The 25,758-nt window shown below is 62.5% G+C and carries 28 protein-coding genes; 17 read left to right on the top strand and 11 right to left on the bottom strand.

All coding sequences use genetic code 11. The features are described 5' to 3' along the window. Positions 1–50 precede the first annotated feature (50 nt). A complete protein-coding gene (gene ruvC, locus AC1DOG_RS21345) occupies positions 51–563 on the bottom strand; it encodes a crossover junction endodeoxyribonuclease RuvC (protein WP_037182642.1) in 513 nt (170 codons plus the stop codon). Positions 564–805: 242 nt separating this feature from the next. Here ruvC and AC1DOG_RS21340 point away from each other — a divergent pair, with 242 nt between their 5' ends. The 4 genes from AC1DOG_RS21340 (at position 806) to AC1DOG_RS21325 (ending at position 6,872) form a co-directional block, all read left to right on the top strand. Further along, entirely contained in the window at positions 806–3,118 is a 2,313-nt protein-coding gene (locus AC1DOG_RS21340) for a methyl-accepting chemotaxis protein (RefSeq protein WP_477930877.1), read from the top strand. A 424-nt stretch (positions 3,119–3,542) separates the two neighbouring features. Beyond that, positions 3,543–4,745: a TCR/Tet family MFS transporter gene (locus AC1DOG_RS21335; protein ID WP_477930974.1), complete on the top strand. Its 1,203-nt coding sequence runs from the start codon at positions 3,543–3,545 to the stop codon at positions 4,743–4,745. Positions 4,746–4,856: 111 nt separating this feature from the next. Beyond that, a complete protein-coding gene (locus tag AC1DOG_RS21330; RefSeq protein WP_477930875.1) occupies positions 4,857–5,750 on the top strand; it encodes an aldo/keto reductase family oxidoreductase in 894 nt (297 codons plus the stop codon). A 126-nt stretch (positions 5,751–5,876) separates the two neighbouring features. After that, positions 5,877–6,872, top strand: coding sequence for an LLM class flavin-dependent oxidoreductase (locus tag AC1DOG_RS21325; RefSeq protein ID WP_477930873.1), 996 nt, complete (start codon positions 5,877–5,879; stop codon positions 6,870–6,872). A gap of 81 nt (positions 6,873–6,953) precedes the next feature. On the opposite strand, the gene AC1DOG_RS21320 is transcribed toward AC1DOG_RS21325, so the two are convergent. The 4 genes from AC1DOG_RS21320 to AC1DOG_RS21305 form a co-directional block, all read right to left on the bottom strand. Then, complete coding sequence (locus AC1DOG_RS21320) at positions 6,954–7,571, bottom strand: SH3 domain-containing protein (RefSeq protein WP_477930871.1); 618 nt, start codon at positions 7,569–7,571, stop codon at positions 6,954–6,956. A 45-nt stretch (positions 7,572–7,616) separates the two neighbouring features. Further along, a complete protein-coding gene (locus AC1DOG_RS21315; protein WP_018899638.1) occupies positions 7,617–8,123 on the bottom strand; it encodes an invasion associated locus B family protein in 507 nt (168 codons plus the stop codon). Positions 8,124–8,357: 234 nt separating this feature from the next. After that, positions 8,358–9,104 carry a YebC/PmpR family DNA-binding transcriptional regulator gene (locus AC1DOG_RS21310; RefSeq protein ID WP_047509355.1) on the bottom strand — a complete coding sequence of 249 codons (747 nt, stop codon included), beginning with the start codon at positions 9,102–9,104 and terminating at the stop codon, positions 8,358–8,360. Positions 9,105–9,216: 112 nt separating this feature from the next. After that, positions 9,217–9,660 (bottom strand): DUF6636 domain-containing protein, encoded by a 444-nt coding sequence (locus AC1DOG_RS21305; RefSeq protein WP_477930868.1) that lies wholly within the window; start codon positions 9,658–9,660, stop codon positions 9,217–9,219. Between the two features lie 115 nt (positions 9,661–9,775). Here AC1DOG_RS21305 and AC1DOG_RS21300 point away from each other — a divergent pair, with 115 nt between their 5' ends. From AC1DOG_RS21300 to AC1DOG_RS21290, 3 genes are all read left to right on the top strand, one after another. Further along, the gene (locus tag AC1DOG_RS21300; protein WP_477930866.1) at positions 9,776–10,279 is read left to right on the top strand and encodes a pyridoxamine 5'-phosphate oxidase family protein; all 504 of its coding nucleotides are present in this window, start codon (positions 9,776–9,778) and stop codon (positions 10,277–10,279) included. Positions 10,280–10,416: 137 nt separating this feature from the next. Next, positions 10,417–10,704 carry a type II toxin-antitoxin system HigB family toxin gene (locus AC1DOG_RS21295; protein WP_477930864.1) on the top strand — a complete coding sequence of 96 codons (288 nt, stop codon included), beginning with the start codon at positions 10,417–10,419 and terminating at the stop codon, positions 10,702–10,704. 4 nt (positions 10,705–10,708) lie between these two features. Beyond that, positions 10,709–11,116: a helix-turn-helix domain-containing protein gene (locus AC1DOG_RS21290; RefSeq protein WP_477930862.1), complete on the top strand. Its 408-nt coding sequence runs from the start codon at positions 10,709–10,711 to the stop codon at positions 11,114–11,116. Positions 11,117–11,134: 18 nt separating this feature from the next. Here AC1DOG_RS21290 and AC1DOG_RS21285 read toward each other — a convergent pair whose 3' ends face one another. The 6 genes from AC1DOG_RS21285 to AC1DOG_RS21260 all read right to left on the bottom strand — a co-directional run bounded on the left by AC1DOG_RS21285 (position 11,135) and on the right by AC1DOG_RS21260 (position 16,807). Then, entirely contained in the window at positions 11,135–11,980 is an 846-nt protein-coding gene (locus tag AC1DOG_RS21285) for an MBL fold metallo-hydrolase (RefSeq protein ID WP_477930860.1), read from the bottom strand. Positions 11,981–12,093: 113 nt separating this feature from the next. After that, positions 12,094–12,918: a TIGR00282 family metallophosphoesterase gene (locus tag AC1DOG_RS21280; RefSeq protein WP_026283224.1), complete on the bottom strand. Its 825-nt coding sequence runs from the start codon at positions 12,916–12,918 to the stop codon at positions 12,094–12,096. Between the two features lie 2 nt (positions 12,919–12,920). Continuing rightward, positions 12,921–13,508: a 5-formyltetrahydrofolate cyclo-ligase gene (locus tag AC1DOG_RS21275; RefSeq protein ID WP_477930857.1), complete on the bottom strand. Its 588-nt coding sequence runs from the start codon at positions 13,506–13,508 to the stop codon at positions 12,921–12,923. A 98-nt stretch (positions 13,509–13,606) separates the two neighbouring features. After that, the gene (locus tag AC1DOG_RS21270; protein ID WP_047509342.1) at positions 13,607–14,497 is read right to left on the bottom strand and encodes an NAD-dependent epimerase/dehydratase family protein; all 891 of its coding nucleotides are present in this window, start codon (positions 14,495–14,497) and stop codon (positions 13,607–13,609) included. Then, positions 14,494–15,312 (bottom strand): glycosyltransferase, encoded by an 819-nt coding sequence (locus AC1DOG_RS21265; RefSeq protein WP_477930855.1) that lies wholly within the window; start codon positions 15,310–15,312, stop codon positions 14,494–14,496. The genes AC1DOG_RS21270 and AC1DOG_RS21265 overlap by 4 nt, the downstream gene beginning before the upstream one ends. Positions 15,313–15,586: 274 nt before the next feature. Further along, entirely contained in the window at positions 15,587–16,807 is a 1,221-nt protein-coding gene (locus AC1DOG_RS21260; RefSeq protein WP_477930853.1) for an NAD-dependent epimerase/dehydratase family protein, read from the bottom strand. Between the two features lie 119 nt (positions 16,808–16,926). Between AC1DOG_RS21260 and ybgC the strand changes: the two genes are divergently transcribed. The 10 genes from ybgC (at position 16,927) to tilS (ending at position 25,718) form a co-directional block, all read left to right on the top strand. After that, positions 16,927–17,373, top strand: a complete 447-nt coding sequence (ybgC, locus tag AC1DOG_RS21255; protein ID WP_113008766.1) for a tol-pal system-associated acyl-CoA thioesterase — start codon at positions 16,927–16,929, stop codon at positions 17,371–17,373. Between the two features lie 59 nt (positions 17,374–17,432). Further along, positions 17,433–17,741: a type II toxin-antitoxin system MqsR family toxin gene (locus AC1DOG_RS21250; RefSeq protein WP_477930851.1), complete on the top strand. Its 309-nt coding sequence runs from the start codon at positions 17,433–17,435 to the stop codon at positions 17,739–17,741. Beyond that, positions 17,738–18,145, top strand: coding sequence for a type II toxin-antitoxin system MqsA family antitoxin (locus AC1DOG_RS21245; protein ID WP_477930849.1), 408 nt, complete (start codon positions 17,738–17,740; stop codon positions 18,143–18,145). The genes AC1DOG_RS21250 and AC1DOG_RS21245 overlap by 4 nt, the downstream gene beginning before the upstream one ends. Positions 18,146–18,573: 428 nt before the next feature. Next, positions 18,574–19,293, top strand: coding sequence for a protein TolQ (tolQ, locus tag AC1DOG_RS21240; RefSeq protein WP_026283222.1), 720 nt, complete (start codon positions 18,574–18,576; stop codon positions 19,291–19,293). A 24-nt stretch (positions 19,294–19,317) separates the two neighbouring features. Further along, positions 19,318–19,776 (top strand): protein TolR, encoded by a 459-nt coding sequence (gene tolR, locus AC1DOG_RS21235; RefSeq protein ID WP_026283221.1) that lies wholly within the window; start codon positions 19,318–19,320, stop codon positions 19,774–19,776. A gap of 7 nt (positions 19,777–19,783) precedes the next feature. Beyond that, positions 19,784–20,911 (top strand): cell envelope integrity TolA family protein, encoded by a 1,128-nt coding sequence (locus AC1DOG_RS21230; RefSeq protein ID WP_018899621.1) that lies wholly within the window; start codon positions 19,784–19,786, stop codon positions 20,909–20,911. A 22-nt stretch (positions 20,912–20,933) separates the two neighbouring features. Further along, entirely contained in the window at positions 20,934–22,244 is a 1,311-nt protein-coding gene (gene tolB / locus AC1DOG_RS21225) for a Tol-Pal system beta propeller repeat protein TolB (protein ID WP_112944936.1), read from the top strand. A gap of 156 nt (positions 22,245–22,400) precedes the next feature. After that, on the top strand, positions 22,401–22,931 hold the full coding sequence (pal, locus tag AC1DOG_RS21220; RefSeq protein ID WP_026283220.1) for a peptidoglycan-associated lipoprotein Pal: 531 nt from the start codon (positions 22,401–22,403) through the stop codon (positions 22,929–22,931). 180 nt (positions 22,932–23,111) lie between these two features. After that, positions 23,112–24,158 carry a tol-pal system protein YbgF gene (gene ybgF, locus AC1DOG_RS21215; RefSeq protein WP_112435319.1) on the top strand — a complete coding sequence of 349 codons (1,047 nt, stop codon included), beginning with the start codon at positions 23,112–23,114 and terminating at the stop codon, positions 24,156–24,158. A 12-nt stretch (positions 24,159–24,170) separates the two neighbouring features. Next, positions 24,171–25,718, top strand: a complete 1,548-nt coding sequence (gene tilS / locus AC1DOG_RS21210; protein ID WP_477930845.1) for a tRNA lysidine(34) synthetase TilS — start codon at positions 24,171–24,173, stop codon at positions 25,716–25,718. Positions 25,719–25,758: the final 40 nt, after the last annotated feature.

Below are 25,758 nucleotides of genomic sequence, written 5' to 3'. Positions count from 1 at the left end.
ATACCTCTCAGGTATTACCTACCACAGAATGAGAACAAGTCAAGAACAAGCTAGCCGGCGAGCGCTGCCATGCGCATGCGGGCGCCGCCGCGGTTGTGGGCGTGACAGATGGCGATGGCGAGCGCGTCGGCGGCGTCGTCGCCCTTGAACTCGGCCTTCGGCATCAGGATCTTCAGCATCATGTGGATCTGCTTTTTCTCGGCGTGGCCGACGCCGATGACGGCTTTCTTCACCGCATTGGGCGCATACTCCGAGACCTGCAGGCCGGCGCGGGCAGGCACCAGCATGGCGATGCCGCGGGCCTGGCCGAGCTTCAGCGTGGCGACGGCGTCCTTGTTGACGAAGGTCTGCTCTACGGCGGCTTCGTCGGGTTGATGGACGTGTACGACGTCGGCAAGGCCGTCGTGCAGCTGGCAGAGGCGCGAGGCGAGGTCCATGTCGCCATCGGATGTGACCGTGCCGGAGGCTACGAAGCGCAGCGAATTGCCCAGCGTCTCGATGACGCCCCAGCCGGTGCGGCGCAGGCCGGGGTCGATGCCGATGATACGAATCGCGCTTTGCATGCGGTAATCCTATTGCAGATCAGCGATAACTGCCATCGATATGTGAACAAAACAAAAACATCCCGGCGTTTTTGTCAGGGCTCATTTACGGGAATTTAAATTCCCTCGGTAACTTATGATCCACAAGAGATGAGAGGAGCCAGCTTTTCGGGCGAAGGCTCCCCGTGTTCTGTTTTCAGGCCTGCCTGTGGGGCGCCAGCCCCGTCGGTATCAGCCGTTCCGGAAGGGGTTCGAGTTTTTCCATGGTTCAGAGATTCCAGTCGCTGTCCTTCAAGGTCATTGCTACTTTCATTCTGCTGACGGCGCTTTCCATCGCCGCCATCAACTGTCTCGCCTATTTCGCCAGCAGCCGGATTTCCGGCGAGCAGGCGCTGAAGGCCAAGGAGAGCGTGCTGATCTTTCGCGGCGACATGCTGCATGATCAGCTGGCGCAGCTGGAAAACCAGGCCAATTCGATCGCCCGCATCGAGGCGCTGCAGATGTCGATTACCAGCCTGAAGAGCGGCTGGAAGACGATCGAGAAGACCTCGGGCGATGTCCGCGCCGAGCTCAAGAAGGTGTTCATCACCGACAATCCGAACCCGGCCGGCGAGCGCGAGAAGCTGGTGAAGCCGGATGCGCCGAGCGGGTTCTATTATTCCAACCATGAGAAGACCCAGGGCGAAGTCGCGCGCGATCTGCAGAACACGCCGTTCAGCGACCTGCTGATCGCCGATCTCGATGGCTTCGTGCTCTATTCCTACAAGAAGAACGACGATTTCGCCGAAAACCTGAAGTCGGATGCGTGGAAATCGACCGGTGCCGGTCTGGCGTTTGCCAAGGCGATCGAAAACACCGCCAAGGCGACCGACGATGGTGCGCCTGCCGGCTTCTCCGGCCTGCGGGTGGATGCGAACGGTGCGTCGGCGATCTTTTATGCCGTGCCTGTGGTCAAGCTCGGCCAGCCGAAGGGCGTGATGCTGTTTAAGGTGCGCGACGATGTCGTCGCCAGCATCCTCTCCAAGGGTATCGTTGCCGGAAGCACTGCGCAGGCGGCGATCGTTTCCGAGGATGGATCGGCGGTCACGGTCAACGAGGCCGGCCGGTTGGCGACGCTCGATACCGCGGCCTTCACCTTCCTGAAGGATGCGTTTGCCAATCCCGCGATGTCGGTCAACGATTTTAGCCGCGCCGATGGCGCTGCGCGCGCCTATGTGAAGCCCGTCGATTATCAGGGTGCGCGCTATTTGGTGGTCGAGAGCATGCGCCTCAGCGAGATCAACGCCGGTTCGCTGGAAATCGCGATGCTGTTGACGATGATCGGCTGCGGTGTGCTCGTGGTCATGGCTATCGCGACCGGGATCATCACCAAGATGCTGTTTTCGCCGCTCGCCAAGCTTGCGGGCGTCACCCGTGCGGTGGCCGATGGCGATCTCGAGGTAGAGATCGGCAGCCAGAACCGCCACGACGAGATCGGCACGATGGCCAAGGCGCTTGCCCGCTTCAAACAGTCGCTCATCGACAGCCGCACGCTGGAAGCGGCAAGTGCGGAAACGCGCGAACGGGCCGACCGCGACCGCCAGCAGCACATGGCCGAGCGCGAGGCGGAGGCGAAGACGCTGCAGGAGGTGGTCGAGGCGATCGACGAAGGGCTGTTGCATCTGGCGAACGGCGATCTCGCCTATCAGATCGACCGTCGTTTCCCCAACGAGCTGGAGGGATTGCGCCACAATTTCAACCAGGCGCTGGGCACGCTCAGCGACACGATGACGGCGATCGGCGGCAATTCGGCGGCGGTGCGTTCGGGCTCGGAAGAGATGCGCGCCGGTTCGGACGATCTTGCCGGCCGCACCGAGCGGCAGGCGGCGTCGATCACCGAGACGGCAAGCGCCATCGACGCGATCACCCAGTCGGTCCGCTCGCAGCTTGCGCGCGCCGAAGAGGCCGAGCGGATCGCCCGCGACGCCAAGCGCGAGACATCGGGCTCCGGCCAGATCATGCGCGACACGATCGCGGCGATGGAGGCGATCCAGGCCTCGTCGCGGCAGATCAACTCGATCATCTCGGTCATCGATTCCATCGCCTTCCAGACCAATCTGCTGGCGCTGAATGCCGGCGTCGAGGCGGCGCGCGCCGGCGAGGCCGGCAAGGGCTTTGCGGTCGTTGCCCAGGAAGTGCGCGAGCTTGCGCAGCGTTCGTCGGGTGCAGCCAAGGAGATCTCGCATCTGCTGCAGAAATCCACGCATGAGGTGGAGGCCGGCGTATCGCTGGTCGAGCGGGCCGGTGTGGCGCTGACGGGCATTGGCGGTCATGTCGAGGCGATCAACGGCCAGATCAGCGAGATCATGGACGCCACCCGCGAGGAGGCGGAGACGCTGCGCCAGATCAACGCGGCGGTTGCCGAGCTAGATCAGATGACGCAGCAGAATGCGGCGATGGTCGAGGAAAGCACGGCCGCCATCCATCTGCTCGCCACCGAGGCTGTCGAGATGGACCGCCAGCTCGCCAATTTCACGTTGGCGCAGGGTGAGCATCAGCACAGCGCAGAGGTGCATGTGCTGCGGCGGCGTGGGTAAGATATGCATTGAGCCCGCCGCTTCACACGGTTGAAGCGGCGGTGACGGATCTGCGTATACTTAAGGTCGGCTGCGGGCGAAATCAGCTCCATCGCGAATGTTCTTCTCCGGTCAGCCAGCCGTCCGGCTCAAGCCACCAGCACGCCACTTGTCGCAAGCCCGCGATTGGCGTAAATAAGCGCATCGCGAAAAGCGACCGCTTTCCTTGATCCGCTCAGTGGCGGAGTAAAACAGGTGGACGAATTGTCGTCCATGCGGTCAAGCACACGCCATCCATGCCGCCTCAGGTATCGATCGGCCAGCGTTCCCAAACATCATGCCTGCCTCGTCAGGCCCTATCGTGAGCCATCGGCGCCGCGTGCGCTCGTGCGCTTGCGTTCGATCGGAACACGCCATGCCTACACAATCCATGACCACACCATCTGTGACCAGACCACTTCTCGTCATCTTCACCGCCATCGTCCTCGATGCCGTCGGCATCGGGCTCATCTTTCCCATCCTTCCCGCACTGCTGAAGGACGTCACCCACACCGACAACGTCGCCTCCACAATCGGCATCATGACTGCGCTTTACGCGACGATGCAGTTCATCTTCGCCCCTGTGCTCGGGTCGCTGAGCGACCGGCTTGGCCGGCGCCCGGTGCTTCTGATTTCGCTTGGCGGTGCCGCTATCAACTATCTGTTCCTCGCCTTTGCCCCCAGCCTGTGGATGTTGCTTCTCGGCCGCGCCATCGCCGGGCTCACCAGCGCCAATGTCTCCGTCGCATCGGCCTACATCACCGACATATCGCCGGAGGACAAACGCGCCCGCCGCTTCGGCCTCATCAATGCGATGTTCGGGGCCGGCTTCATTGTCGGCCCGGTGCTCGGCGGCGCGCTGGGCGATTATTGGCTGCGGCTGCCCTTCATCGCGGCGGCGGTGCTGAACGGCTGCAACTTGCTTCTCGCCTTCCTCATGCTGCCGGAATCGCGCAATCCCAGCCGGGAGAAGATCGATGTTGCTGCATTGAACCCGCTGCGGCCGCTTCATTGGCTCTTTTCCATGAAGAACCTGCTGCCCATCGTTCTCATCTTCTTCGTCTTCAGCGCCACGGGCGAGGTCTACGGCACCTGCTGGGCGCTATGGGGCGCGGACAGTTTCCAGTGGAACGGCCTTTGGGTCGGCCTCTCACTCGGCGCCTTCGGCGTCTGCCAGACGCTAGCCCAGGCCTTCCTTCCGGGTCCCGCCGTCAAGCTGCTCGGCGAACGCGGCGCCATCCTGACCGGTGTCGCCAGCGCCTGCCTTTCGCTCGTCGTCATGGCGTTTGCCACGCGGGGATGGATGATCTTCGCGATCATGCCGCTCTTCGCGCTCGGCGGCATCGGCGTTCCGGCGCTACAATCGCTGGCGACGCGCCAGGTCGACGAGAGCCAGCAGGGGCGGTTTCAGGGCGTATTGTCCTCGGCGGTGAGCCTTGCCTCGATCGTCACGCCGCTCGGCTTCTCCAGCATCTATTTTCTCGTCAGGGCGCAATGGCCCGGCGCGATCTGGCTGTCGGTCATCGTCGTCTACGCGGTCAGCGTGCCGCTCGTCTGCGGATTGCGGTTCGGCAAGCCCGAGGCGGTTCCTGTTCCGTCTCCGACATGAGCGGATACTAACTCACTGTCCGAAATGCCGAACAGCCCGTGCGGATTGTCCTGGCTTATCGCTGGAACCAGACTGACCTATTTCTCGTCTTGATCGAAACGGAGAAAGACCATGTCCAATCTTGAGAAGCCCAATCTTGAAAAGTCCGGAACATTCAAACTCGGCAACCGCACCGTCAAACGGCTCGGCTATGGCGCCATGCAGCTTGCCGGCAAGGGCGTCTTCGGGCCGCCGAGAGATCGCGCGGAAGCGGTGGCGGTACTGCGCGAGGCCGTCGAGAGCGGTGTCGATCATATCGACACCAGCGATTTCTACGGCCCGCACGTCACCAATCAGATCATCAAGGAGGCGCTGCATCCCTACAAGGACGACCTCGTGATCGTCACCAAAATCGGGGCGGTGCGCGGGGCGGATGCATCCTGGAACCCGGCCTTTTCGAAGGAGGCGCTGACGCAGGCGGTCCACGACAACCTCAAGAACCTCGGCCTCGATGCGATCGAGGTGGTCAATCTGCGCGCCATGTTCGACGTGCACGGCCCGGCCGAGGGCTCGCTGGAAGAGCCGCTGACCGTGCTTGCGGATCTGCAGCGCCAAGGCCTCGTCAAGCATATCGGCCTCTCCAACGTCACTGCCAAGCAGATCGCAGAAGGGCGCAAGATCGCCGAGATCGTCTGCGTGCAGAACCAGTACAATCTCGCCCATCGCGGCGACGATGCGCTGATCGACAAGCTTGCGGGCGAGGGGACGGCCTACGTGCCCTTCTTCCCGCTCGGCGGCTTCTCGCCGCYGCAGTCCTCGACGCTGTCGGATGTCGCGGCCGAGCTGGGTGCCTCGCCGTTGCAGGTGGCGCTGGCCTGGCTGCTGCAGCGCGCGCCGAACATCCTGCTGATCCCCGGCACCTCGTCGCGCGGGCATCTGCAGGAAAACCTCGCGGTTGCCGATCTCGTGCTGCCCGCCGATGCCGTCGCCAAGCTCGACGGTATCGGATCGGCAAAGGCTGGTTGATCCGTCGGCCTCAATCATAGGCCCGCGCTGGTTGCCGTGCGCGGGCCTTTTTCGCGGGGAAAGCTTTGGCCCTGCCGATTGGCTACCTACATACGGTGTCCAATCCAACCACCGACAGGCCGCGCCATGGTTCCCTTCTCGATCCTCGATCTCTCACCCGTTGCCGAAGGCAGCACCATCAGGCAGTCGCTGGAGAGTTCGGCGCGGATGGCGCAGCGGGCCGAGGCGTTCGGCTATAACCGCTTCTGGCTGGCCGAACATCACGGCATGCCGGGGATCGCGAGCGCCGCCACCGCCGTGGTCATCGGCCATGTGGGGGCGGCGACGAAAAGGATCAGGATCGGCTCGGGCGGCATCATGCTGCCGAACCACTCGCCGCTGGTGATTGCCGAGCAGTTCGGCACGCTGGAGGCGCTGTTTCCGGGGCGCGTCGATCTCGGGCTCGGGCGGGCGCCGGGGACCGACATGCGCACCGCGCAGGCGCTGCGCCGCAATCTCGATGCCAGCAGCTTTCCCAACGATGTCGTCGAATTGCAGCAGCTGCTCGGCGCGCCGGTCGAGAACCAGGCGATCCTTTCCGTTCCTGGGATGAACAGCAACGTGCCGATCTGGCTGCTCGGCTCCAGCCTCTACAGCGCGCAGCTCGCCGGCATGCTCGGCCTTCCCTATGCGTTCGCCTCGCACTTCGCGCCGGATTCGCTGATGGAGGCGCTCGATATCTATCGCGATCGGTTCCAGCCATCAGCCGTGCTCGACAAGCCCTATGCGATGGTCGGCGTCATGGGATCGGTGGCGGAGACCGACGAGGAGGCCGCGTATCATTTCACCTCGGCGCAGCAGCAATTCGTCAACCTGCGCCGCAACGTGCGCGGCCAGTTCCCGAGGCCGCTCCAGGATATGGAGAGCTTCTGGTCGCCGATGGAGAAGATGACCGTCGAGCATACGCTGCGCTACGCCGTGGTCGGGTCACCAAAGACGGCGGAGGCGAAGCTCGGAGAATTCCTGCGCGATACGCAGGCCGACGAGCTGATCATCTCGATGCCGATCCACGATATCGAGGCGCGGCTGAAGTCCGTCGAACTGTTCGCCGGGCTCAACACGTTGATGCAAGCCGCCGCCTGACGGCAGCGAGGGGGATGCAGGCTGCTGCCTGACGGCAGCAACCGGGATACAGGCCGCCACCTGAGGGCGGTGGCCTGGCCTCTACTTGACCGTCTCGTTGGGATAGACGCCCCAGAGCGCGGATTGCCTGACGAAGCCGTCCAGATCATGGCCGGTCACATCCACCTTGCACCAGCTGCCGTCGCAATCGCTGATCGCGACGCGAACGCGAGGGGTCAGCGAGGCCAACTTGCGGGCCGAACTGCTTGGTCCGTCGCGCAACGGAACGTGCGCCGATAGCCACGGCCCGACGATGGCGGTGCGGTTGCTCGACAGCAGCGCGCGGTGCATCCAGCCGGAAACGCCGTCGCTGTCGCGCACCTGGCGCCAGTTGCCGTATTCGGCGGTGATCTCCAGCGGCAGGCCGGAAACGCGGTAGATCCATGCGATGCCGTAATCGAGCGAGGGGCCGACGCGCATGCGGGCCTCGCGCGACCGCAGCGACACGAAGCGGGGAACCTTCAGCCCGGTCTCGCGGCCCTTGGGGCCGCTGTCTGCTTTGGCCGCGACGGGGGCTGGCTGCGACAGCAGCGGATTGGCGGCGATCGAGGTACAGGCCAGCGCCATGCCGGCAAGGCAGATCGCCGCCGTACGCTTCCAGCCGCGAGCAAGGCGGGCAGGGGACGGCACGCGGGCGCCGTCCTTTCGAGCGCGCCTCATGCCGAGATGCGCTTCGTCAGTTTTCTCTTACGCATTGCGATCGGCTCAGTTGCACTGGGCCATGCGCTTCAGCGCGGCGGTTACGCCGTTCAGCGAGTAGGTGTAGCTGGTGGCGGTGCCGCGGCGCGAGACGGCGTCGACGGTCATGTCGCTGCCGCCGCGCATGGAGTCGATCAGATCAGGCTCCTTGGTCTCTTCCAGCACCCAGGCTGACGAGCCCTTGGTGAACATGGTGAATTCCTTGCCGCCGATCTCGACCTTGGCGCGCGAGCCGGGCTTCAGATCGTAGCCCATGATCGCCTGCGGCTCGTAATTGGTGCCCCGGCCCGGCGCGCGGCCGACCACGAAATAGTTGCGGCCGTGATCGACGGCGGCGGGCTGCATGGTCTTCGGCACTGTCAGAATATAGCACACCGTCTTGCCCGAACGGTCGTAGGAATAGACACCCCAATCGTCGAACTGCTTGACCATGGATGGCTGCGCATGAGCCGTGACCGCGCCTGCGAGCGTGCCTGCAAGTGCGATGGAGAGCGAAAGGGATAGTCTTTTCATGGGTCGTTTTCCCGCCGAGAGTATGAAGTGAGGCTGGCCTTGAGGCAGACCGGCTGGAGCGAATGGGCGGCATTCAAAGCGGCCAGGGTTACCGAGGCCTTAACAAACACCGCGTGTTCACGGACGTGTTACTGCCTGGGGGCAGTATGTGAGGGCTCACGCGGATAGACCTGTGGACAACAAAAAACCGGCCGCGTTTCCGGGGCCGGTTTTTGGGATTGCGATCGGAAGCGATCAGGCCGAGAGTTTGGCCAACACTTCTTCCGAAACTTCGAAGTTCGAATAGACGTTCTGCACGTCGTCGTCGTCCTCGAGGCTGTCGATCAGCTTCAGCAGCGACTGGGCGCGCTCTTCGTCGACGGGCACGTTGTTCTGGGCGCGCCAGACGGCCTTGACGGTTTCAGCTTCGCCGAGCGAGGCTTCCAGCGCCTTGGCGACTTCGCCGAGGGCTTCGAAACCGCAGGTGATGTAGTGGCCTTCTTCGTCGGTCTCGACGTCGTCGGCGCCGGCTTCGATCGCCGCTTCCATCATCTTGTCGGCATCGCCGGCTGCGAGCTTGTAGGTGATCTCGCCGACATGGTCGAAGGAGAAGGATACCGAGCCGGTTTCGCCCAGTGCGCCGCCGGCCTTGGTGAAGATCGAGCGGACGTTGGAGGCGGTGCGGTTGCGGTTGTCGGTCAGCGCTTCGACGATGATCGCGGTGCCGCCGGGGCCATAGCCCTCGTAGCGCACTTCATCGTAGTTCTCGCCGTCGGCGCCGGCAGCCTTCTTGATGGCGCGGTCGATGTTGTCCTTCGGCATCGACTGGGCCTTGGCGTTCTGGATCGCCAGACGCAGGCGGGCGTTCATCGTCGGGTCGGGCAGACCGGCCTTGGCGGCAACGGTGATTTCGCGCGCGAGCTTGGAGAACATTTTCGACCGCACGGCATCCTGACGGCCCTTGCGATGCATGATGTTTTTAAACTGTGAATGGCCAGCCATGGCACCCCTGTTCACGTCTTATTGTTGGGAATGGGCCGCCTTATAAGAGTGAAACGGGGCGCGTTCAAGGGAAAACAGGCGTGCCGGATGGCCGCGACGCTGGGGCGCAGCGTCAATCGACCGTGTATTTGTTGCGGCTCGCGAAGAAGCCATGGCCGTCCTTGCGGCGGCAGGTGAGGCCGCTCTCATCGGACATGCAGGTAAACGGTCCCGCCTTCCAGCGATCGCCGTAGTTCAGCACGTTGACATCGTCGCAGCAGGCGGTGTCGCCCTCCATCTCGAAGATGAAGGCCTTGCCGGAGGCCGAGAGGATCAGCCGGATGTATTTCGGCTCGATGCGGTCGCATCCGAGCTCGGGGCCACCGTCATCGGGCTTGTACATCTCCGTCCCGCCCTTCGGGATGTAGGTGCAGCCGATGTTTCTCGATGGGGTGACGAAGACGATCTGGCCGTTCTCGTCGGGCATGAAGCTGCGGTCGGCGGCGTCGGCGGGCGAGACCGATGCCAGAGACAATGCCGAGGCGAAGCCCAGCGTGACCAATGCCGCTATGCGCATGACGATCCCCCATATCCCCACGATACCAGGAGCGTAGCATCTGTTTTCACTTTGGGGAACAAAGCCCGCGAGATGACGTTTCAAACACGGACCATTCGAAACGGAAGGAAGCGCTATGGCTAGTTTCAACGAGGCTCGGGAACACCCGGCACGCCAGCTCTGGGATCAGGTCAACGACATTCATGCCGGCATGCTCGGCGTCGATGGCGCCGCCATGCACATGCAGCCCATGGCGCCGAACGCCGATCCCAAGACCAACACCATCTGGTTCTACACCAAGTCAGACGCCGAGATCGTGCGGGCGATCAAGCCCGGAACGCGCGCGCATTTCTGCGTGGTCGGCAAGGATCACGACTATCACGCCTGCCTCGCCGGCAAGATCGAGATTCGCCAGGATGCCTCCAAGATCGAGGAATACTGGAACTCGGTGGTGGCCGCCTGGTACGAGGACGGCAAGAAGGACCCGAAACTGACGATGCTCGCCATGCATGTCGACGACGCCGAAATCTGGGTGTCGACCGGCAGCAAGCTGAAATTCGGCTGGGAAATCGCCAAGGCCAATCTCGACGAGGACAAGATGCCCGACGTCGGCGTGCGTCAGCATCTGCAGTTTGCGTGACGCAGGCCTTGTAGCGAGGTCGATCGAGGCCCGGGAGCTTTGGCTCCTGGGCTTTTTTGTTGCGAATATAGCAACTTGCTATGGGCGATCATCCCAGCTAAGGTGGCATAGCAAATTGCGATATACGGTCATGGCCCATGCACGTCATCACGCAGAGAAAGATCTGGGAGGCGAAGGAGCGATGGCCGCATGCGGCCAATGCTCTTGATACTTGGTATCGGCTGATGAAGGGCTCGGAGCCTGTCGATTTCGCCGCGATGAAATCGCTGTTTCCGGCAACCGACAAAGTCGGCCAGCATCACGTCTTCGACATCGGCGGAAACAAGCTGCGGCTGATCGCAATGGTGCAATACAGATTCAAGAAGGTCTATATTCAGCAGATCCTGGATCATGCCGGATACGACAAGGGAAAGTGGAAGGGTTAGGACAATGAGCGCGCTGGTGAAGCTGGTAAGCGAGCATTGGGCGCATGTGGCGCCACTTCTCGCCATGCCGACGAACGAGGCGGAGTATGATCGTCTTGTCGGCCAACTCGACGAAATCCTTGCCGAGGTCGGTGATGATGAAGATCATCCGCTCGCGTTGCTGGCGTCGCGGATGGGCGATCTTATCGAAGCATATGACGAAGAGAACCGTCCGATGCCTGAGGTATCGGGCGTCGATGTTTTGCGATACGTGATGGAGGAGCGTGGCCTTGGGCAATCCGACTTGCCGGAGGTGGGGGCTCAGTCGGTCGTGTCCGAGATACTGAGCGGAAAGCGGCAGATCAATGTCAGACAGGCGCGAGCTTTGAGCGAGCGGTTTTCGATCCCGGCTGCGGTGTTTCTGTCGCTCTGAGTGGCCGAGGCAATCCCTCTACTGCATCCCCTTGGCCACAAAAATCTGCGGCTTCTTCGGCAGCGTGCGCATCGAGACGTCGATGCTGTTGCCTGTGGCGTAGACGACGTCGAAGTCGGGGCCGAACATCGAGAGGAAGTTGGCGAGCGGTCGTGGCTGGTGCATCGGCAAAATGAGCGATGAGCGTAGGCGCTTGATGATGCGGCTCATGCTGTCGGCGCCCATGGTCAGCCCGCCGTCGACAGGAACCATGACGATGTCGAGCCGGCCGATCTCCGTGTAATGCGTGTCGGTCAGTTCGTAGTGCAGATGGCCGAGATGGCCGATGCACAGCCCTGCAACCTCGAAGATGAAGATCGAGTTTCCATCCGCCTGCGGCGCGCCGTAGCCGCCTCGGATGTCGGTGGTGACGTTGCGGATGTAGGTGTCGCCGACCATCAAATCGATCTTTGCTTTTTCTCCCGGCACATCGCTCCAGCCGTGGAGCACGTATTTGATCGCCGGGTCAGGCGTCAGCGTATAGTGCGAGGAATGGGCGCGGTTCATCGTCGCCACCATCGGCATGCGCGGCGGCGTGTACCAGCCGCTGTAGTCGGTGGCGATGCTGACGCCGCCGGGCGTTTCGATCAGGAAGGTCGAGTGGCCGATATAGGTGAGCGTCACCGTCTCGTTGTCCGCCGCGCTTGCGATCGGGACGGTGCCGGAGAAGCTTGCGAAAGTTGCCTTGGGAATGGATTGCGCGATCGCCTGGCATTGGCTGACGTTGCGGCGCGCTTCCTGCGCCTGCGCGGCGTCAGGACCCCACCAACCCGGTAGCAGGCCGGAGAGGGTGGTCATTGCGAAGACAAGAAAATGCAGCTTCATGCCACGTCCCCAGCGCGTTCACTGGCAAAAGGATGCGGCAAGGGTCGGCAGCGGTCCAGATCAAATCCGGCAACCGCTGCTCACTTTTCCGTCACCGGAATATGGTGCCCGGTTTAGCGCCAGAATTCCGGGATGGTTTCCGACAGTCTCGGGCCGAGGCGCAGCGGCGCGATCTTTTCGGCAAGACCCGTCGCATCCGAGATCTCGACGCCGACGCCGCAGATGGTGGCGGGGCCGGTGGCGGCCTCCATGCGGCCCTTCGGCATCTTCGAGATGAAGCGGTTGAGCGGCTCTTCCTTGTCCATGCCGAGCGAACTGTCATAGTCGCCGCACATGCCGGCATCGGAGAGATAGGCGGTGCCGCCGTTCAGGATCTGGTGGTCGGCGGTGGGCACATGCGTGTGGGTGCCGACGACGAAGGAGGCGCGACCATCGACGAAGTGGCCGAAGCACTGCTTCTCGCTGGTGGCCTCCGCGTGGAAATCGAAGATGATCGCATCGGCCTGTTCCTTCAGCGGGCAGGCGTCGAGAATGGTCTCGGCCGCCTTGAAGGGGTCGTCGAGTTCCGGATGCATGAAGACGCGGCCCATGACATTGGCCACCAGCACGCGGGCGCCGTTGCGGGCGTAGAACAAACCAGAGCCACGGCCGGGCGTGCCCTGCGGATAGTTGGCCGGGCGCAGGAACTGATCGTTGCGGCCGGCGAAAGCGACCGCTTCCTTCTGGTCCCAGACGTGATTGCCCGTCGTCACCACGTCGGCGCCGGCATTGATGGTCTCGAGAAAGATATCCTCGGTGATGCCGAAGCCGCCGGCGGCGTTTTCACCGTTGACGACGACGAAGTCGAGCTTCAGGTCCGATATCAGGCCGGGGAGGCGATCCCACACCGCCGTGCGTCCCGTCTTGCCGACCATGTCACCCAAAAAAAGCAGTCGCATTGCTATCCAATCCAAGAGGCAAAAAAGCGCAGGCCGCTTTCTGTCAGGATGGCATCCAGGCTTACATCGTGCGGCTCGTCGGGCACATGTGCCACTTCCTGGCAGTCGAATGCAATGCCGATGAGTTTCGGATGCATGCCTTTTTGCCTCAAACGGTCGATCGCGCGGTCATAATGGCCGGCGCCGTAGCCGATCCGGTGGCCGCGTCTGTCGAAGGCGGACAGCGGCACCAGCAGGATCTCGGGGTCGAGAACCGGTGCGTCAGGGCCGGGACCAGACGTGCCGAAGCCGGTGGAGACCAGTGGTGCGCCATCCACGAGTTCGCGAAAGACAATGGTCTGGCGGTCGAGAATGGCGGGGACGCAGAGCCGCGCGCCGCGTGCGCGAAACCGCGCCATCAGCGGGCGAAGGTCTGCTTCCGAGCGGATCGGCAGGAAGCCGGAGATGATCGTGCCGGGATCAAACGCGATAGCTTCGCCGGCGTGTTCGGCCATGGCAAGGCTCATCGCTGCCCTGGTCTCCACGGGAATGGCATCTCTCAGCGCCAGCCTTTCGGCGCGCAGGCCGGCCTTGATGTCTTTTGCGTTCATTGGTGTCCGCCTTGCTCGTTCGGCGGCGACAATAGAACGGACGGCGCGCAATGCAACGCGCGTATGCAAAAGCAACGCGCGAATGCGACGTTCGTGCGTCAGGCCGCCGGCTGTGTCGCGAGCGCGTGGATGGTTTCCTCGAAGAGCGGCAGTCCGCCCGGCTGCCAGCCCAGCGCCTGCAGCTTGGTTGTGTCCATCGGCGTCAGCAGCGATTTGTCGGCGGCGACAGGCAGGCGGTTGGCGCAATCATGCTCCCAGCGGATCGGCTCGAGGATATCCCAGGTGTCGAGCGCGAGATCGGAGACGTTGAAGGTCTCGCCCGAGATACGGCCGGCATCGGCCTCGAGCATGACGCGGACGGCCTTGCCGACATCCTGGCCGTGCACTTCGGTGCCTGCCCGCGCGGGGATCGGTCGGCCGCTCAGATAGTCGCCGAACAGCTTGTCCCATTTGTTGGGGCGCAGATTGCCGTAGACGCCGGTGAGGCGCAGGCTGGCGGTCGCGAAGCCGGGGGCGGCCAGATGCGCCAGACTGCGTTCGGCGTCGAGCTTGGTCTGGCCGTAGAGCGTTTCCGGCTTTTCCTGCGTGGCTTCCGTCAGCGTCGTTCCCGGCGGGTGTTCGCCATAGGCGGCACGGCTGGAGATGAAGATGCAGCGGCGCGTGCCGGCGCGCTTGGCGGCCTCGAACAGACGCACGGTGCCGTCGAGATTGAAGCGCTTGAAGGTCTCGGGATCGTCGCCTTCGCCGCCGCGATATTTGCCGGGCGCGTGGTGGAAGGCGGCGTGCACGAAGAAATAGGCGTCGTCGAAGGCTTCGATGTGGTCCTTCTCGGGATCGAGCGACAGCGGTGCGAAATCGACGGGGCGGGAGAAGGCGCGCGGCAGCGGGGCGTGGCGGCCACCGATGATGACCGAATATCCGGCTGCAAGCAGTTCCTCGACGATATAGCGACCGACAAGTCCTGTTCCACCCGATACCAGTACCTTCATGCTGCCCCTTTCGGATTGGCCATGGCCGATATGTCCGGCACGTCCTTGCCCGTGTAGAATGCCTGCCACAGGTCGATCAGCGGCCGCAGGCTTTCCGCCTTCGGATGATCGGTTTCCCATGGCTTTTCATACTGGTAATGCAGGACGGAAATACTGTTCCAGTCCCAAAGCGCAGGCATGGTAAACCAGACATATTGTAGCATGTTGAAATAAACAGGTAGACCATGCCATTCCGGGAAAAACGTCTGCAGGAAGGTCTGGTCGGTGCGTTTCCACAGGATTTCCGGCTGGTCGAGCCGCTCCAGCATGGCGCTGAATGTTTCCCTCGAGGGCTTCGCGACGAAGACGCCGGAGTTCATGCGGTGAAAATCGGCGAGCGATTCGTAGACGTTGGGCGCGGCGGAGAATTCGGGGTAGGCGAAGAGCCGGTCGATATTGCGCAGCACGATGGCATCGGCGTCGATGAAGACGCAGGTCGTGTATTCGGTCAGTTCCCAGAGGCGGAGCTTGCAGAAATTGTCGAGCGGCGAGTGGAACAGCGGCTTGCGGCCCTTGGTGAAGGGGGCGGCGGCGTGGATGTTGCCGCGTGCGTGGCGGGTGTTGAAGGCGTCAGACAGCGGCAGGTGTTCGACGGGGATGAGGCGGCAGTCGAGGGTGCGCAAGGGTTCGAGGTCCGCGTCGGTGACGCCGCCGGTATGGAGTACGACGATGTCGGCGGTGGTGTGGGTCATGCGGAGCGAGCGGGCGAGCGCGGTGGCGCCCATGGCGTAGTCGGCGTTGGTGACGAGGGTGACGTAGGCGTTGGGGGAGGTCATCGTGGGTGGGTCTCGGCGAGGAAGGTTTTATTGGCCTTCGCTTGTCGCTCAGGCCGCTCGGCATGCCTCGCCCCCCTCATTGCCTCGCTGGCGCTCCGGCACTTCTCCCCGTTGGGGAGAAGCGGGAGGTGGTGGGCGTTCTGTCCTATCGCAGGAACGGTGAGGTTAGGCGAGGTCGAGCGCGCGCCACGAGTCTCTTCTCCCCAACGGGGAGAAGGTGCCGGCAGGCGGATGAGGGGGCTTCGAACTCGGCGCTTCCGATATCCACCCTCCCTCACGACACCGACTTCAATCGCTTGCCCTCGGGATCGTGGTTGATCGTCGGCGCGATATCCCGCGTCCATGCCGACACCGCCGGTACCCGGCTGCGATCGACGCGATAGGCGAATTTCTTCGCGACATCGACGATCTCGCCCATCAGTCCCGTCTTCAGCGTGATCGGATTAAGCCCGAGATTGCGGAACTTGTCGTTCTTCACGATCAGCTCGTTTTCCGGCGCTTCCTTGCGCGGATTGGGCAACCAGGCGATCTCGGCGCCGGTCAGCTTCGCAATCATCTCGGCGAGATCGCGGACACGGTGGGTTTCGGTCATCTGGTTGAAGATCTCGACGCGGGCGCCGCGCGCCGGCGGGTTCTTCAAGGCCAGCTCGATGCAGCGCACGGAATCCTGGATGTGGATGAAGGCGCGGGTCTGGCCGCCGGTGCCGTGGACGGTCAGTGGATAGCCGATCGCCGCCTGGATCAGGAAGCGGTTCAGAACGGTGCCGTAGTCGCCGTCATAGTCGAAGCGGTTGACCAGTTGCTCGTGGCGGCGTGTCTGCTCGGTGTGGGTGCCCCAGACGATGCCCTGATGCAGGTCGGTGATCCTGAGGCCGTCGTTCTTGGCGTAGAAGTGGAAAAGCGTCTGATCCAGGCACTTGGTCATGTGGTAGATCGAGCCGGGATTGGCGGGGTAGAGGATTTCCTGGCTCACCGTTTCGCCACTCGTCGTCTCGATGCCGACGGGGAGATACCCCTCTGGGATGGCGGCGCCGACCGTCGAATATCCGTAGACGCCCATGGTGCCCAGGTGGACCAGATGCGCGTCGAGCTGCAGTTCGACCAAGGCGTTCAGGAGATTATGCGTGGCGTTGATGTTGTTGTTGACGGTGTAGTTCTTGTGGCGGTCGCTCTTCATCGAATAGGGCGCGGCGCGCTGCTCGGCGAAGTGGATGATGGCGTCGGGCCGGTTCTCGGCGAGCCACTTCTTCAGGAGCTCGTAATCCCTCGCGAGGTCGATCAGGTTGAAGTGGATGCGGCGGCCGGTCTCGGCGTGCCAGATGCGGGTGCGCTCCTGGATCGAGTCCATCGGGGTGAGCGACTGGACACCGAGTTCGGTGTCGATCCAGCGTCTCGAGAGGTTGTCGAGGATGTGAATATCGTGGCCGGCGTCCGACAGATGCAATGATGTTGGCCAGCCGATAAATCCATCTCCGCCCATCACCGCAATCTTCATGGTGTCGTCTCCTTCTTGGCCTTCGCTATCGAGGATTACTTAGAAAGCGTGACAATTGTTCAATGCTTGCAAGGCGGAATGTCTTCAGCCAAAGAGGGCGCGCGACTTTGGAGAAAATTATGGCGGACGGTGTGCATTTGATCTCTGGTGAACTGACGGAAGCGGGCCATCGCCTGCTGCAGCGGGTCTATTACGAGGACACCGATTTCTCCGGTCTGGTCTACCACGCCCGCTATCTGCACTTCCTCGAGCGCGGCCGCACCGACTATCTGCGCTGCCTCGGCGTCGAGCAGCGCGAGCTGATTACCGCCGATGAAGAGGGGCTGGTCTTCGTCGTCCATCGCATGGAGATCGACTTCAAGTCGCCGGCGCGTATGGATGATATCCTGACGGTGACGACGCGCACCGAAAAGGCCGGCGGCGCCAAGATGGTGCTCGCGCAGGAGATCCGCCGCGACGACACGCTGCTGATCGCCGCCAAGGTGATCATCGCCGTCATCAATGCCAGCGGCCGGCCGCGACGGCTGCCGGAGGGGTTGGCGAAGCAGATGATGATCGAGGTCTAATCTAGACCAATCATCCGGCGCCATCCTTGAATTTTTACCCTCAAAGGGTAATATTGGGTATGGAGAAACGGACGGCGCATTACGATCTTGCGGCGATTGTCGTGGTGGTGAGAGCCCGCCGCGCTGCAGCTTTCACCAAGACCGCGATCGACGGCGGCAGAGCGATGGGCCTGGCGATCTCGGAGATGATCGATGTGATCTGCGGTCTGAAGAGAAAAGATCTCTACAAGTCGATGACCACATATGCCGACAGTTCCGTATGGCAGGACGTCTACCATGCAGATACGCCGGCCGGCATGGCCTATGTGAAGGTAACGCTTCGGGCCGATGGCGCGCCGGTGATACCGTTCAAGGAGTTGGGTTCATGACCAAGCTGTGTGTTTGCTGCGAGGCGGAGTGCGAGATGGTGCCCTTTGCCAATGAAACACATCAGGTCGTCTTTCGGGATATGAAAGTTGATGTGGAGGGCCTGTCCGGCTTTCGGTGCGGCGCCTGCGGCGAGATCGAATATGATCAGGAAAGCGCTGAGCGTTACGCGGCGGCCGGCGACGCCTTGGTGCTCGAAGCCCGCAAAGCGCTCGGTAGCGAGTTGCGTCGCAACCGCAAGAAACTCCGGATCAATCAGGTCGAAGCGTCAGAGCTGACGGGTGGGGGGCACAACGCGTTTTCGCGCTACGAAACCGGCAAAGTCATGCCGACGCCTGCTGTCGTCAATCTCTTCCGTCTGCTCGATCGTGATCCCGGTGCGATCAAGGAGCTGAAGCGGGCGTGATGCGTGCTGCTAACCGGTGTTCGGGAAGAGCCCTTCCGTTACCGCATTGCCGCCATGCACCTATATGGCCAACCAGCCCTTGCAAAAACATGACTTTCATGTGAAGGAATTGCCGCGCGCAAGGTTTGTGCTGTTTTGGTCATCGATCTGAGATCTGGCCAAGTATTCCAAGGGATCATCCTAACGCCAATAGTCAGCCTTTTATGATCCGGCGCTAACGAACTATTAACGATAATAGTGTCTTACTCGGATTGTCAGAGTTTGTGCGGTGCACGCCTTCCTTTGACCAAATTTGACGGCAAGGAAGGCGGATAAGAGCTTGGAAGCTTGACCAGGGCTTTGGGCGGCGGCAGCCAGACATATCTTGCGAGATCACTTTGTGCCGCCCGGTCAAGCGCCGGGCGTTTGGATTCGGGGATTTTGGATCAATGGAACAAGTAGGATTGGCAGCGGCTCACACGGACGTCAGTCTCTGGTCGCTCTTCATGCAGGCTGGCCTCGTCGTCAAGCTCGTCATGCTCGGTCTTATCGCAGCGTCCGTCTGGACCTGGGCGATCGTCATCGACAAATATCTGGCCTTCGGCCGCGCGCGCCGGCAGTTCGACAAGTTCGAGCAGGTATTCTGGTCGGGCCAGTCGCTGGAAGAACTCTACCGCTCGCTGTCCGAGCGTAACAACACGGGCCTCGCATCGATCTTCGTCGCCGCCATGCGCGAGTGGAAGAAGTCGTTCGAGCGCGGCGCACGTTCACCGATCGGCCTGCAGATGCGTATCGACCGCGCCATGGACGTGACGCTTGCCCGCGAATCCGAAGGGCTCTCGGCCCGTCTCGGCTCGCTGGCGACGATCGGCTCTGCCGGCCCGTTCATCGGTCTGTTCGGTACCGTCGTCGGTATCATGACCTCGTTCCAGGCGATCGCCGGTTCGAAGTCGACCAACCTCGCCGTCGTTGCACCAGGTATCGCCGAAGCGCTGCTCGCAACCGCGATCGGCCTCGTCGCCGCTATCCCGGCGGTTATCGCCTACAACAAGTTCTCCGCCGATGCGGGCAAGCTCTCGGCACGCATGGAAGGCTTCGCGGATGAATTCTCCGCCATTCTTTCGCGCCAAATCGACGAGAAGCTGCAGCCGCGTCAGGCCGCGCAGTAATCCGACGGAAACGGAGAGAACGACATGGGTATGGGTGCTCCAAGCGGTGGCGGAGGCGGTGGAAACCGTCGGCGTCGTCGCGGTGGCCACAGAGGTGGTGCCATTTCCGAAATCAACGTGACGCCGCTGGTCGACGTCATGCTCGTGCTTTTGATCATCTTCATGGTCGCCGCTCCGATGATGACGGTCGGCGTGCCGATCGACCTGCCGGAAACGCAGGCCAAGGCGCTGAACTCCGAAACGCAGCCGATCACGATCTCCGTCAAGAACGACGGTACCGCGTTCCTGCAGGAAACGCCGATCCCGGTCGAGGAAATCGCCGCCAAGCTCGAGGCGATCGCCACCACCGGCTACAATGAGCGCATCTTCGTTCGTGGCGACTCTGCCGCGCCTTACGGCGTGATCGCCGATGTCATGGCACGCATCCAGGGTGCGGGCTTCAAGAACATCGGTCTCGTCACCCAAGAGAAGAAGGGCCCGTAGTAGAGCTATGAAGGCCAGTATTGTCTCATCTGCTGTACTGCACTGTGCTCTGCTCGCCTGGGCGCTGATTTCGATCGGCTCCCCGTCGGAGTTCAAGGTCGAGGATTTCGAGGCCATGCCCGTCAACCTCGTGCCTGTCGAGGACCTGACGCAGTTGCAGCAGGGAGACAAGACGGCCAAGCCGAGCGACAAGCCGGCGCCGAAGCCGACCTCCAAGCCGACCAATGTGGCCAACGCCGAGAACATGGGCGAGAACAAGGTCGACCTGAAGACGCCGCCGATCCCGAACGCCAAGCCAAACAACAACGAGTCGGCCGCAGCACCCAAGGCCTCCGAAAAGCCGCTTCCGGACAATGATCCCGTGCCCAACGAGGTGAAGGACATCATGAAGGAAGATACGGCGGTGGAGCCGAGCCAGGTCGCGTCGATCACGCCGCCGAAGCCGGAAATCGCGCCGACGCCTCCGAAGGCCGAGGAAAAGCCGCAGGACATGCCCGAGCCGCCGAAGCCGGATGCGGAAGCATTGCCGGACAAGGTGCCGACACCCGTAATCAAGCCGCAGCCGAAGCCGCCCGAACAGAAGCCGGCTGAAAAGCCCGCGGAGAAGAAGACGGAAGACAAGGCGCAGACCGACGAGAAGCCGTCGGACAAGAAGAAGTCCGACAAGAAGCAGGAAAAGGCCAAGGCCTCTTCCGCGCAGAAGAGCGACTTCAACGCCGATGACATCGCAGCACTCTTGAACAAGCAGGATCCGTCGAATGGCGGCGCCAAGAGCTCGACCGAAGTAGCCTCGCTCGGCGCCAAGAAGGCGACCGGCGGCTCCAAGCTGTCGATGAGCGAAATGGATGCGCTGCGCAGCGCGATCGCCGGCAACTGGTCGGTCATTCCCGGCATGGAAGGCGCCAGCGAAGTTCGCATCAGGGTTCACATGAAGCTCGATCCCGACGGCAACATCATTGGCGCTCCCGAAGTGGAAGCCATCGGCGGCACCAATGAATCGACCCGCATGGCGCTCGCCAGCGGCGCCAAGCGCGCCGTGATGAAGTCGTCGCCGTTCACCAATCTGCCGAAAGACAAATACGACGCCTGGGGCGAAGTCATCGTCAATTTCGACCCCAGCGATCTAGCCCTTTAAAATGCTGAAAGGCTTGTCCTCTATGACCAAGTGTTCCCTTTTCCGCGCCCTGATGGTCGCCGTTGGCATGATGACCACCGCGGTCATCGCCACGCCTGCGCATGCGCTTGTCGAAATCAACATCAACAAGGGCAATGTCGAGCCCCTGCCGATCGCGATCACCGACTTCCTGCAGGGCGACATGGGCGCCCAGGTCTCGCAGGTTATCGCCGCGGATCTGCAGCGCTCGGGCCTGTTCAAGCCGATCGCCAAGAATGCCTTCATCGAGAAGATCTCCAATCCGGATGCCGCTCCGCGCTTCGAGGACTGGAAGGTCATCAACGCGCAGGCGCTGGTCACCGGCCGCGTCACGCAGGAGGCCGATGGCCGTCTTCGCGCCGAGTTCCGCCTCTGGGACACGTTTGCCGGCAGCCAGATGACCGGCCAGCAGTTCTACACGCAGCCTGAGAACTGGCGCCGCGTGGCCCACATCATCGCCGACGCGATCTACAAGCAGATCACCGGTGAGGAAGGCTACTTCGACACCCGCGTCGTCTTCGTGTCCGAATCCGGCAGCAAGCAGGAGCGCAAGCGCCAGCTCGCCATCATGGACCAGGACGGCTTCAACGTGCGCATGCTCACCAATGGCAGCGACCTCGTTCTGACCCCGCGCTTCTCGCCGAACCGGCAGGAAGTCACCTACATGTCCTTCGCCAACCAGCAGCCGCGCGTCTATCTGCTGCAGCTGGAAACCGGACAGCGCGAAGTGGTGGGCAACTTCCCCGGCATGACCTTCTCGCCGCGCTTCTCGCCTGATGGCCAGAAGGTGGTGATGAGCCTGCAGCAGGAAGGCAATGCCAACATCTACACGATGGACCTGCGTTCGCGCACCACGACGCGCCTGACCTCCACGGCCGCGATCGACACTTCGCCGTCCTATTCGCCTGACGGCAGCCAGATCGTGTTCGAAAGCGACCGCGGCGGCCGCCAGCAGCTTTACAAGATGAGCGCCGATGGTTCCGGCCAGACGCGTATCTCCTTCGGCGACGGTTCCTACTCCACGCCGGTCTGGTCTCCGCGCGGCGATCTGATCGCCTTCACCAAGCAGTCGGGCGGCAAGTTCTCGATCGGCGTGATGAAGCCGGATGGTTCGGGCGAGCGCATCCTGACCACGGGCTTCCACAATGAAGGCCCGACCTGGGCGCCGAACGGCCGCGTCATCATGTTCTTCCGCCAGGCGGCGGGTGCAGGTGGCCCGCAGCTCTATTCGATCGATCTGAGCGGTTACAACGAGCAGATGATCAAGACCCCCGCTTACGCTTCCGACCCGGCCTGGTCGCCGCTTCTGGAGTAGGGAAGTCCGCATGCCTGCCTTCTTGTCGCCTCAAAAATCTACGAATGGGGCGACAGAGGGCCAAATCAACCATTCGTTAACCATAGTTCTTGAAAGCCGATTAACCGAGAACGGTTACAGTCCGGCAACCTTAATCAAGTCGCAAGGAGACCGGCCATGAGCCGAATTCATACCCCGGCAATGAGCCGCATGCAGAACTTCGCCCGCAACCCGGTCATGATCGCGCTCGTCGCGGGTCTGGCACTTGCCGGCTGCGCCAACAAGAAGAACATGGCCAACAGCGCCGGTGATCTCGGCCTCGGTGCCGGCGCCGCAACGCCGGGTTCGGCCCAGGACTTCACCGTCAACGTTGGCGACCGCATCTTCTTCGACACCGATAGCACCTCGGTTCGCGCCGACGCTGCCCAGACGCTCGATCGTCAGGCTCAGTGGCTCGGCCGCTATCCGAAGTACGCAATCACGATCGAAGGCCATGCCGACGAACGCGGCACGCGCGAATACAACCTTGCTCTCGGCGCTCGCCGTGCAGCTGCCACCAAGGACTACCTCGCTTCGCGCGGCGTTCCGGCTCAGCGCATGAAGACTATCTCCTACGGCAAGGAACGCCCGGTTGCCGTTTGCGACGACATCTCCTGCTGGTCGCAGAACCGCCGCGCCGTTACCGTTCTCGGTGGCGCCGGCATGTAATTGCCGATCCGGCGATAAAATGCCGGGTTTTATTACAAATTGGAAAGGCGGCTCCATCGCGGGCCGCCTTTTCTTTTTGAACACACTTTGGCCGAACTCCGTTGCTTTTTGAAAGCAATTGGAAAAATCTCCTGTTCGTGCCATCGAGGCGCGAAGAATCACTGGGACAGGACGAACCAAATGAAGAAATTTGTCGTGGCGGGCATGCTCTGCCTCGCAACGGTGGCCGGGGTTGGCCAGTCGGCGAACGCGTCGTCGCTATTCGGATTGCATTTCGGAAACAAGACGGCCAGCCAGGCACCGGCGCAGGCGCCCGTCGTCAACGTGCAGGCCGGCGGCGCGGAAGTGCGCATCCAGCAGCTCGAAGACCAACTTCGCCAGCTGAACGGCCGCATCGAAGAAATGAGCTTCCAGCTGCTGCAGATGCAGGAAACCATCCGCAAGGCACAGGAAGACAATGAATTCCGTTTCCAGGAACTGGAAAAGAGCGGCGGCGGTGGCGGCAGCGCCGGTGGTGCATCCAAGCCGATGAAGAAGAGCGAAGCCGATATCCCGGCTTCCAACCAGACGGCGCAAGGTCAGGGAATGGGCCAGGGCCAGGGGATGGCACAGGGCGGTGGCGACGATGTCGCCCGCGCCATCCAGACCTCGAGGGCACCTGAAACGTCGCCCTCGACCGACGTCCCTGAGAACACCGGCCTCGGCCAGCCGCCGCAGCAGCTGGGCTCCATGCAGTTCGACCAGAACGGCAATCCGATCGGTGGCTCGGTCAATCCGGGCGCCGAGGTCGGCTCCAGCCCGCTGCCGCCGGTCGGTGCCGCCGGCTCGCAGACGGCGTCGCTCGGCAGCGAAGCCGATCAGTACAAGGCTGCTTACGGCCATGTGCTGTCAGGCGACTATTCGACCGCCGAGAAGGAATTCAACGCTTATATCGGCCAGTATCCGAACAGCGCGCGCGCGGCCGACGCCAATTTCTGGCTTGGCGAAGCGCTCTATTCGCAGGGCAAGTTCAACGAATCGGCCAAGACCTTCCTGAACGCGCACCAGAAGTACGGCACGTCGGAAAAGGCGCCGGAAATGCTTCTGAAGCTCGGCATGTCGCTCGCCGCGCTCGACAACACGGAAACCGCCTGCGCAACGCTGCGCGAAGTGCCGAAGCGTTATCCCAAGGCTTCCCGCGCCGTCATATCCAAGGTCGCGAGTGAGCAGAAGCGTCTTTCCTGCTAAGGCTTTCCGGTCTTGCGCCCGGACGGCATTCTATCTCCAGAGATGGCGACACGCCGCTTTCTCTCCTCGCTTGACCAGCCCTCGCGCATTCTCGTCGCGATTTCGGGCGGCAGTGATTCCACCGGCCTGCTGATTGCGCTCCATGATGCGCTGAAGGCTGAACCCAATCCTAAAATTTCACTTTGCGCCGCGACCGTCGACCACGCGCTGCGTTCGCAATCGGCCGATGAAGCGCGCGATGTCGCTGCTCTTTGCCGATCGCTTGATATTCCTCACGTCACCAAGATCTGGCAGGGCGCCAAACCGAAGGCCGGCATCATGGCGGCGGCGCGCGACGCGCGCTACGCGCTACTTGCCGAGGCGACGGTCGAGCTCGCCGCTGACATTATTGTGACCGGCCACACGCTCGACGATCAGCGCGAGACGTTTGCCATGCGCGGCCAACGCTCGGCCGCCACCACGACCGGGATCGCCGATCTGGTGCTGTTCGACCGACGCATCTGGATCGCGCGACCGCTGCTGTCTTCGCTACGGGCGGATATTCGCTCGATGCTTGAGCTGCGCGGGCTCGGCTGGAGCGATGATCCGAGCAACGAGGACGTGAAATACGAGCGGGTGCGGGCGCGCCAGGCGCTGGCGGGCGAGGGGATTTCGGTCGCCGAGATCGAGGCGATGACGGCTGTGCGGATGGCGCTCGACGAGGCTGCGGCTGGGTGGGTCGATGCGCATGTCGATGTGCATGAGGGAATGCTGGTGCGGGTTGGCGTTGCGGGGCTTTCAGTTGATCGGGCGGTGCTCGGGCACGGGCTTGCGCGGCTGGCGGCCGTGATTGGCGGGCAGGCGTTTGCGCTTGGGGCGGAGCAGATTGGCGCGGTGGTCGACTTCGTCGCGGCGGGCCGGCCGGGCCGGATGACGGCGGGGCGGGTGGTGTTCGATCTTCGTCGAGATGGGCTGTATCTGGCGCGGGAGACGCGGGGGCTGGTGCCGCTTGCAATTGGCGCCGGAGAGCGTGGCGTTTGGGATGGACGGTATCTGCTGGCGAATGGTTCCGGCGTTGAGGTAACGGTGGAGGCTTCGGGGGCGAGTGCCGACGCTGCAGTAGGGCACCAAGCGCCTAACTCACACTCCCTCATTCCTGTGCTTGTCACAGGAATCCAGTGTGCCCAAGTCCTTGGGCACAAAAGAGTCTCTCACGGCGCGGACGCGCCGTTGCTGGATTCCTGTGACAAGCACAGGAATGAGGGTGGCGAGGAGGGCGGCGCCGAAACAGCGAGAGGCGAGGAAGGCGCTGACAGAGCCGGCGAGCGGAGTGCCATGCCCGCACCCGAAAACCTCCCCAAAAGCACGCTCGCCAGAGCCCGTGCGGCGCAACCGCGCGTCATCGCCGCCGACCCGTCGCCCGATCTCGCCGAGGACATCGCCGTCGTGCCATATTTCGCGCCCTTCGACCGTTTTTTGACACGATTGGACGTCAAGTTCGCGACCAGCCTCGCGGCAGCCTTTGGAACACGCCCCTATCCAAAACCGCCTTTAGGTCTTATTGACGGAAAAACCATCTAACTGATGGGTTTGCCTTGGCAACCGCCTGACGCAATCCTAT

It is taken from the genome of Rhizobium sp. 01N48 (assembly GCF_056399145.1).
This window is presented reverse-complemented; position numbering and strand designations above follow the sequence as displayed.

Bases quoted from the DNA above. Each gene is read 5' to 3' on its own strand.
- AC1DOG_RS21295 (WP_477930864.1), top strand. From the start codon at position 10,417: ATGCACGTCATCACGCAGAGAAAGATCTGGGAGGCGAAGGAGCGATGG.
- AC1DOG_RS21260 (WP_477930853.1), bottom strand. From the start codon at position 16,807: ATGAAGATTGCGGTGATGGGCGGAGATGGATTTATCGGCTGGCCAACA.
- AC1DOG_RS21290 (WP_477930862.1), top strand. From the start codon at position 10,709: ATGAGCGCGCTGGTGAAGCTGGTAAGCGAGCATTGGGCGCATGTGGCG.
- AC1DOG_RS21270 (WP_047509342.1), bottom strand. From the start codon at position 14,497: ATGAAGGTACTGGTATCGGGTGGAACAGGACTTGTCGGTCGCTATATC.
- AC1DOG_RS21230 (WP_018899621.1), top strand. From the start codon at position 19,784: ATGAAGGCCAGTATTGTCTCATCTGCTGTACTGCACTGTGCTCTGCTC.
- AC1DOG_RS21305 (WP_477930868.1), bottom strand. From the start codon at position 9,660: ATGCGCATAGCGGCATTGGTCACGCTGGGCTTCGCCTCGGCATTGTCT.
- AC1DOG_RS21300 (WP_477930866.1), top strand. From the start codon at position 9,776: ATGGCTAGTTTCAACGAGGCTCGGGAACACCCGGCACGCCAGCTCTGG.
- AC1DOG_RS21310 (WP_047509355.1), bottom strand. From the start codon at position 9,104: ATGGCTGGCCATTCACAGTTTAAAAACATCATGCATCGCAAGGGCCGT.
- ruvC (WP_037182642.1), bottom strand. From the start codon at position 563: ATGCAAAGCGCGATTCGTATCATCGGCATCGACCCCGGCCTGCGCCGC.
- AC1DOG_RS21320 (WP_477930871.1), bottom strand. From the start codon at position 7,571: ATGAGGCGCGCTCGAAAGGACGGCGCCCGCGTGCCGTCCCCTGCCCGC.
- tolB (WP_112944936.1), top strand. From the start codon at position 20,934: ATGACCAAGTGTTCCCTTTTCCGCGCCCTGATGGTCGCCGTTGGCATG.
- AC1DOG_RS21275 (WP_477930857.1), bottom strand. From the start codon at position 13,508: ATGAACGCAAAAGACATCAAGGCCGGCCTGCGCGCCGAAAGGCTGGCG.
- AC1DOG_RS21250 (WP_477930851.1), top strand. From the start codon at position 17,433: ATGGAGAAACGGACGGCGCATTACGATCTTGCGGCGATTGTCGTGGTG.
- ybgC (WP_113008766.1), top strand. From the start codon at position 16,927: ATGGCGGACGGTGTGCATTTGATCTCTGGTGAACTGACGGAAGCGGGC.
- pal (WP_026283220.1), top strand. From the start codon at position 22,401: ATGAGCCGAATTCATACCCCGGCAATGAGCCGCATGCAGAACTTCGCC.
- AC1DOG_RS21315 (WP_018899638.1), bottom strand. From the start codon at position 8,123: ATGAAAAGACTATCCCTTTCGCTCTCCATCGCACTTGCAGGCACGCTC.
- tolQ (WP_026283222.1), top strand. From the start codon at position 18,574: ATGGAACAAGTAGGATTGGCAGCGGCTCACACGGACGTCAGTCTCTGG.
- AC1DOG_RS21285 (WP_477930860.1), bottom strand. From the start codon at position 11,980: ATGAAGCTGCATTTTCTTGTCTTCGCAATGACCACCCTCTCCGGCCTG.
- AC1DOG_RS21265 (WP_477930855.1), bottom strand. From the start codon at position 15,312: ATGACCTCCCCCAACGCCTACGTCACCCTCGTCACCAACGCCGACTAC.
- AC1DOG_RS21340 (WP_477930877.1), top strand. From the start codon at position 806: ATGGTTCAGAGATTCCAGTCGCTGTCCTTCAAGGTCATTGCTACTTTC.
- AC1DOG_RS21280 (WP_026283224.1), bottom strand. From the start codon at position 12,918: ATGCGACTGCTTTTTTTGGGTGACATGGTCGGCAAGACGGGACGCACG.
- AC1DOG_RS21325 (WP_477930873.1), top strand. From the start codon at position 5,877: ATGGTTCCCTTCTCGATCCTCGATCTCTCACCCGTTGCCGAAGGCAGC.
- ybgF (WP_112435319.1), top strand. From the start codon at position 23,112: ATGAAGAAATTTGTCGTGGCGGGCATGCTCTGCCTCGCAACGGTGGCC.
- AC1DOG_RS21245 (WP_477930849.1), top strand. From the start codon at position 17,738: ATGACCAAGCTGTGTGTTTGCTGCGAGGCGGAGTGCGAGATGGTGCCC.
- tolR (WP_026283221.1), top strand. From the start codon at position 19,318: ATGGGTATGGGTGCTCCAAGCGGTGGCGGAGGCGGTGGAAACCGTCGG.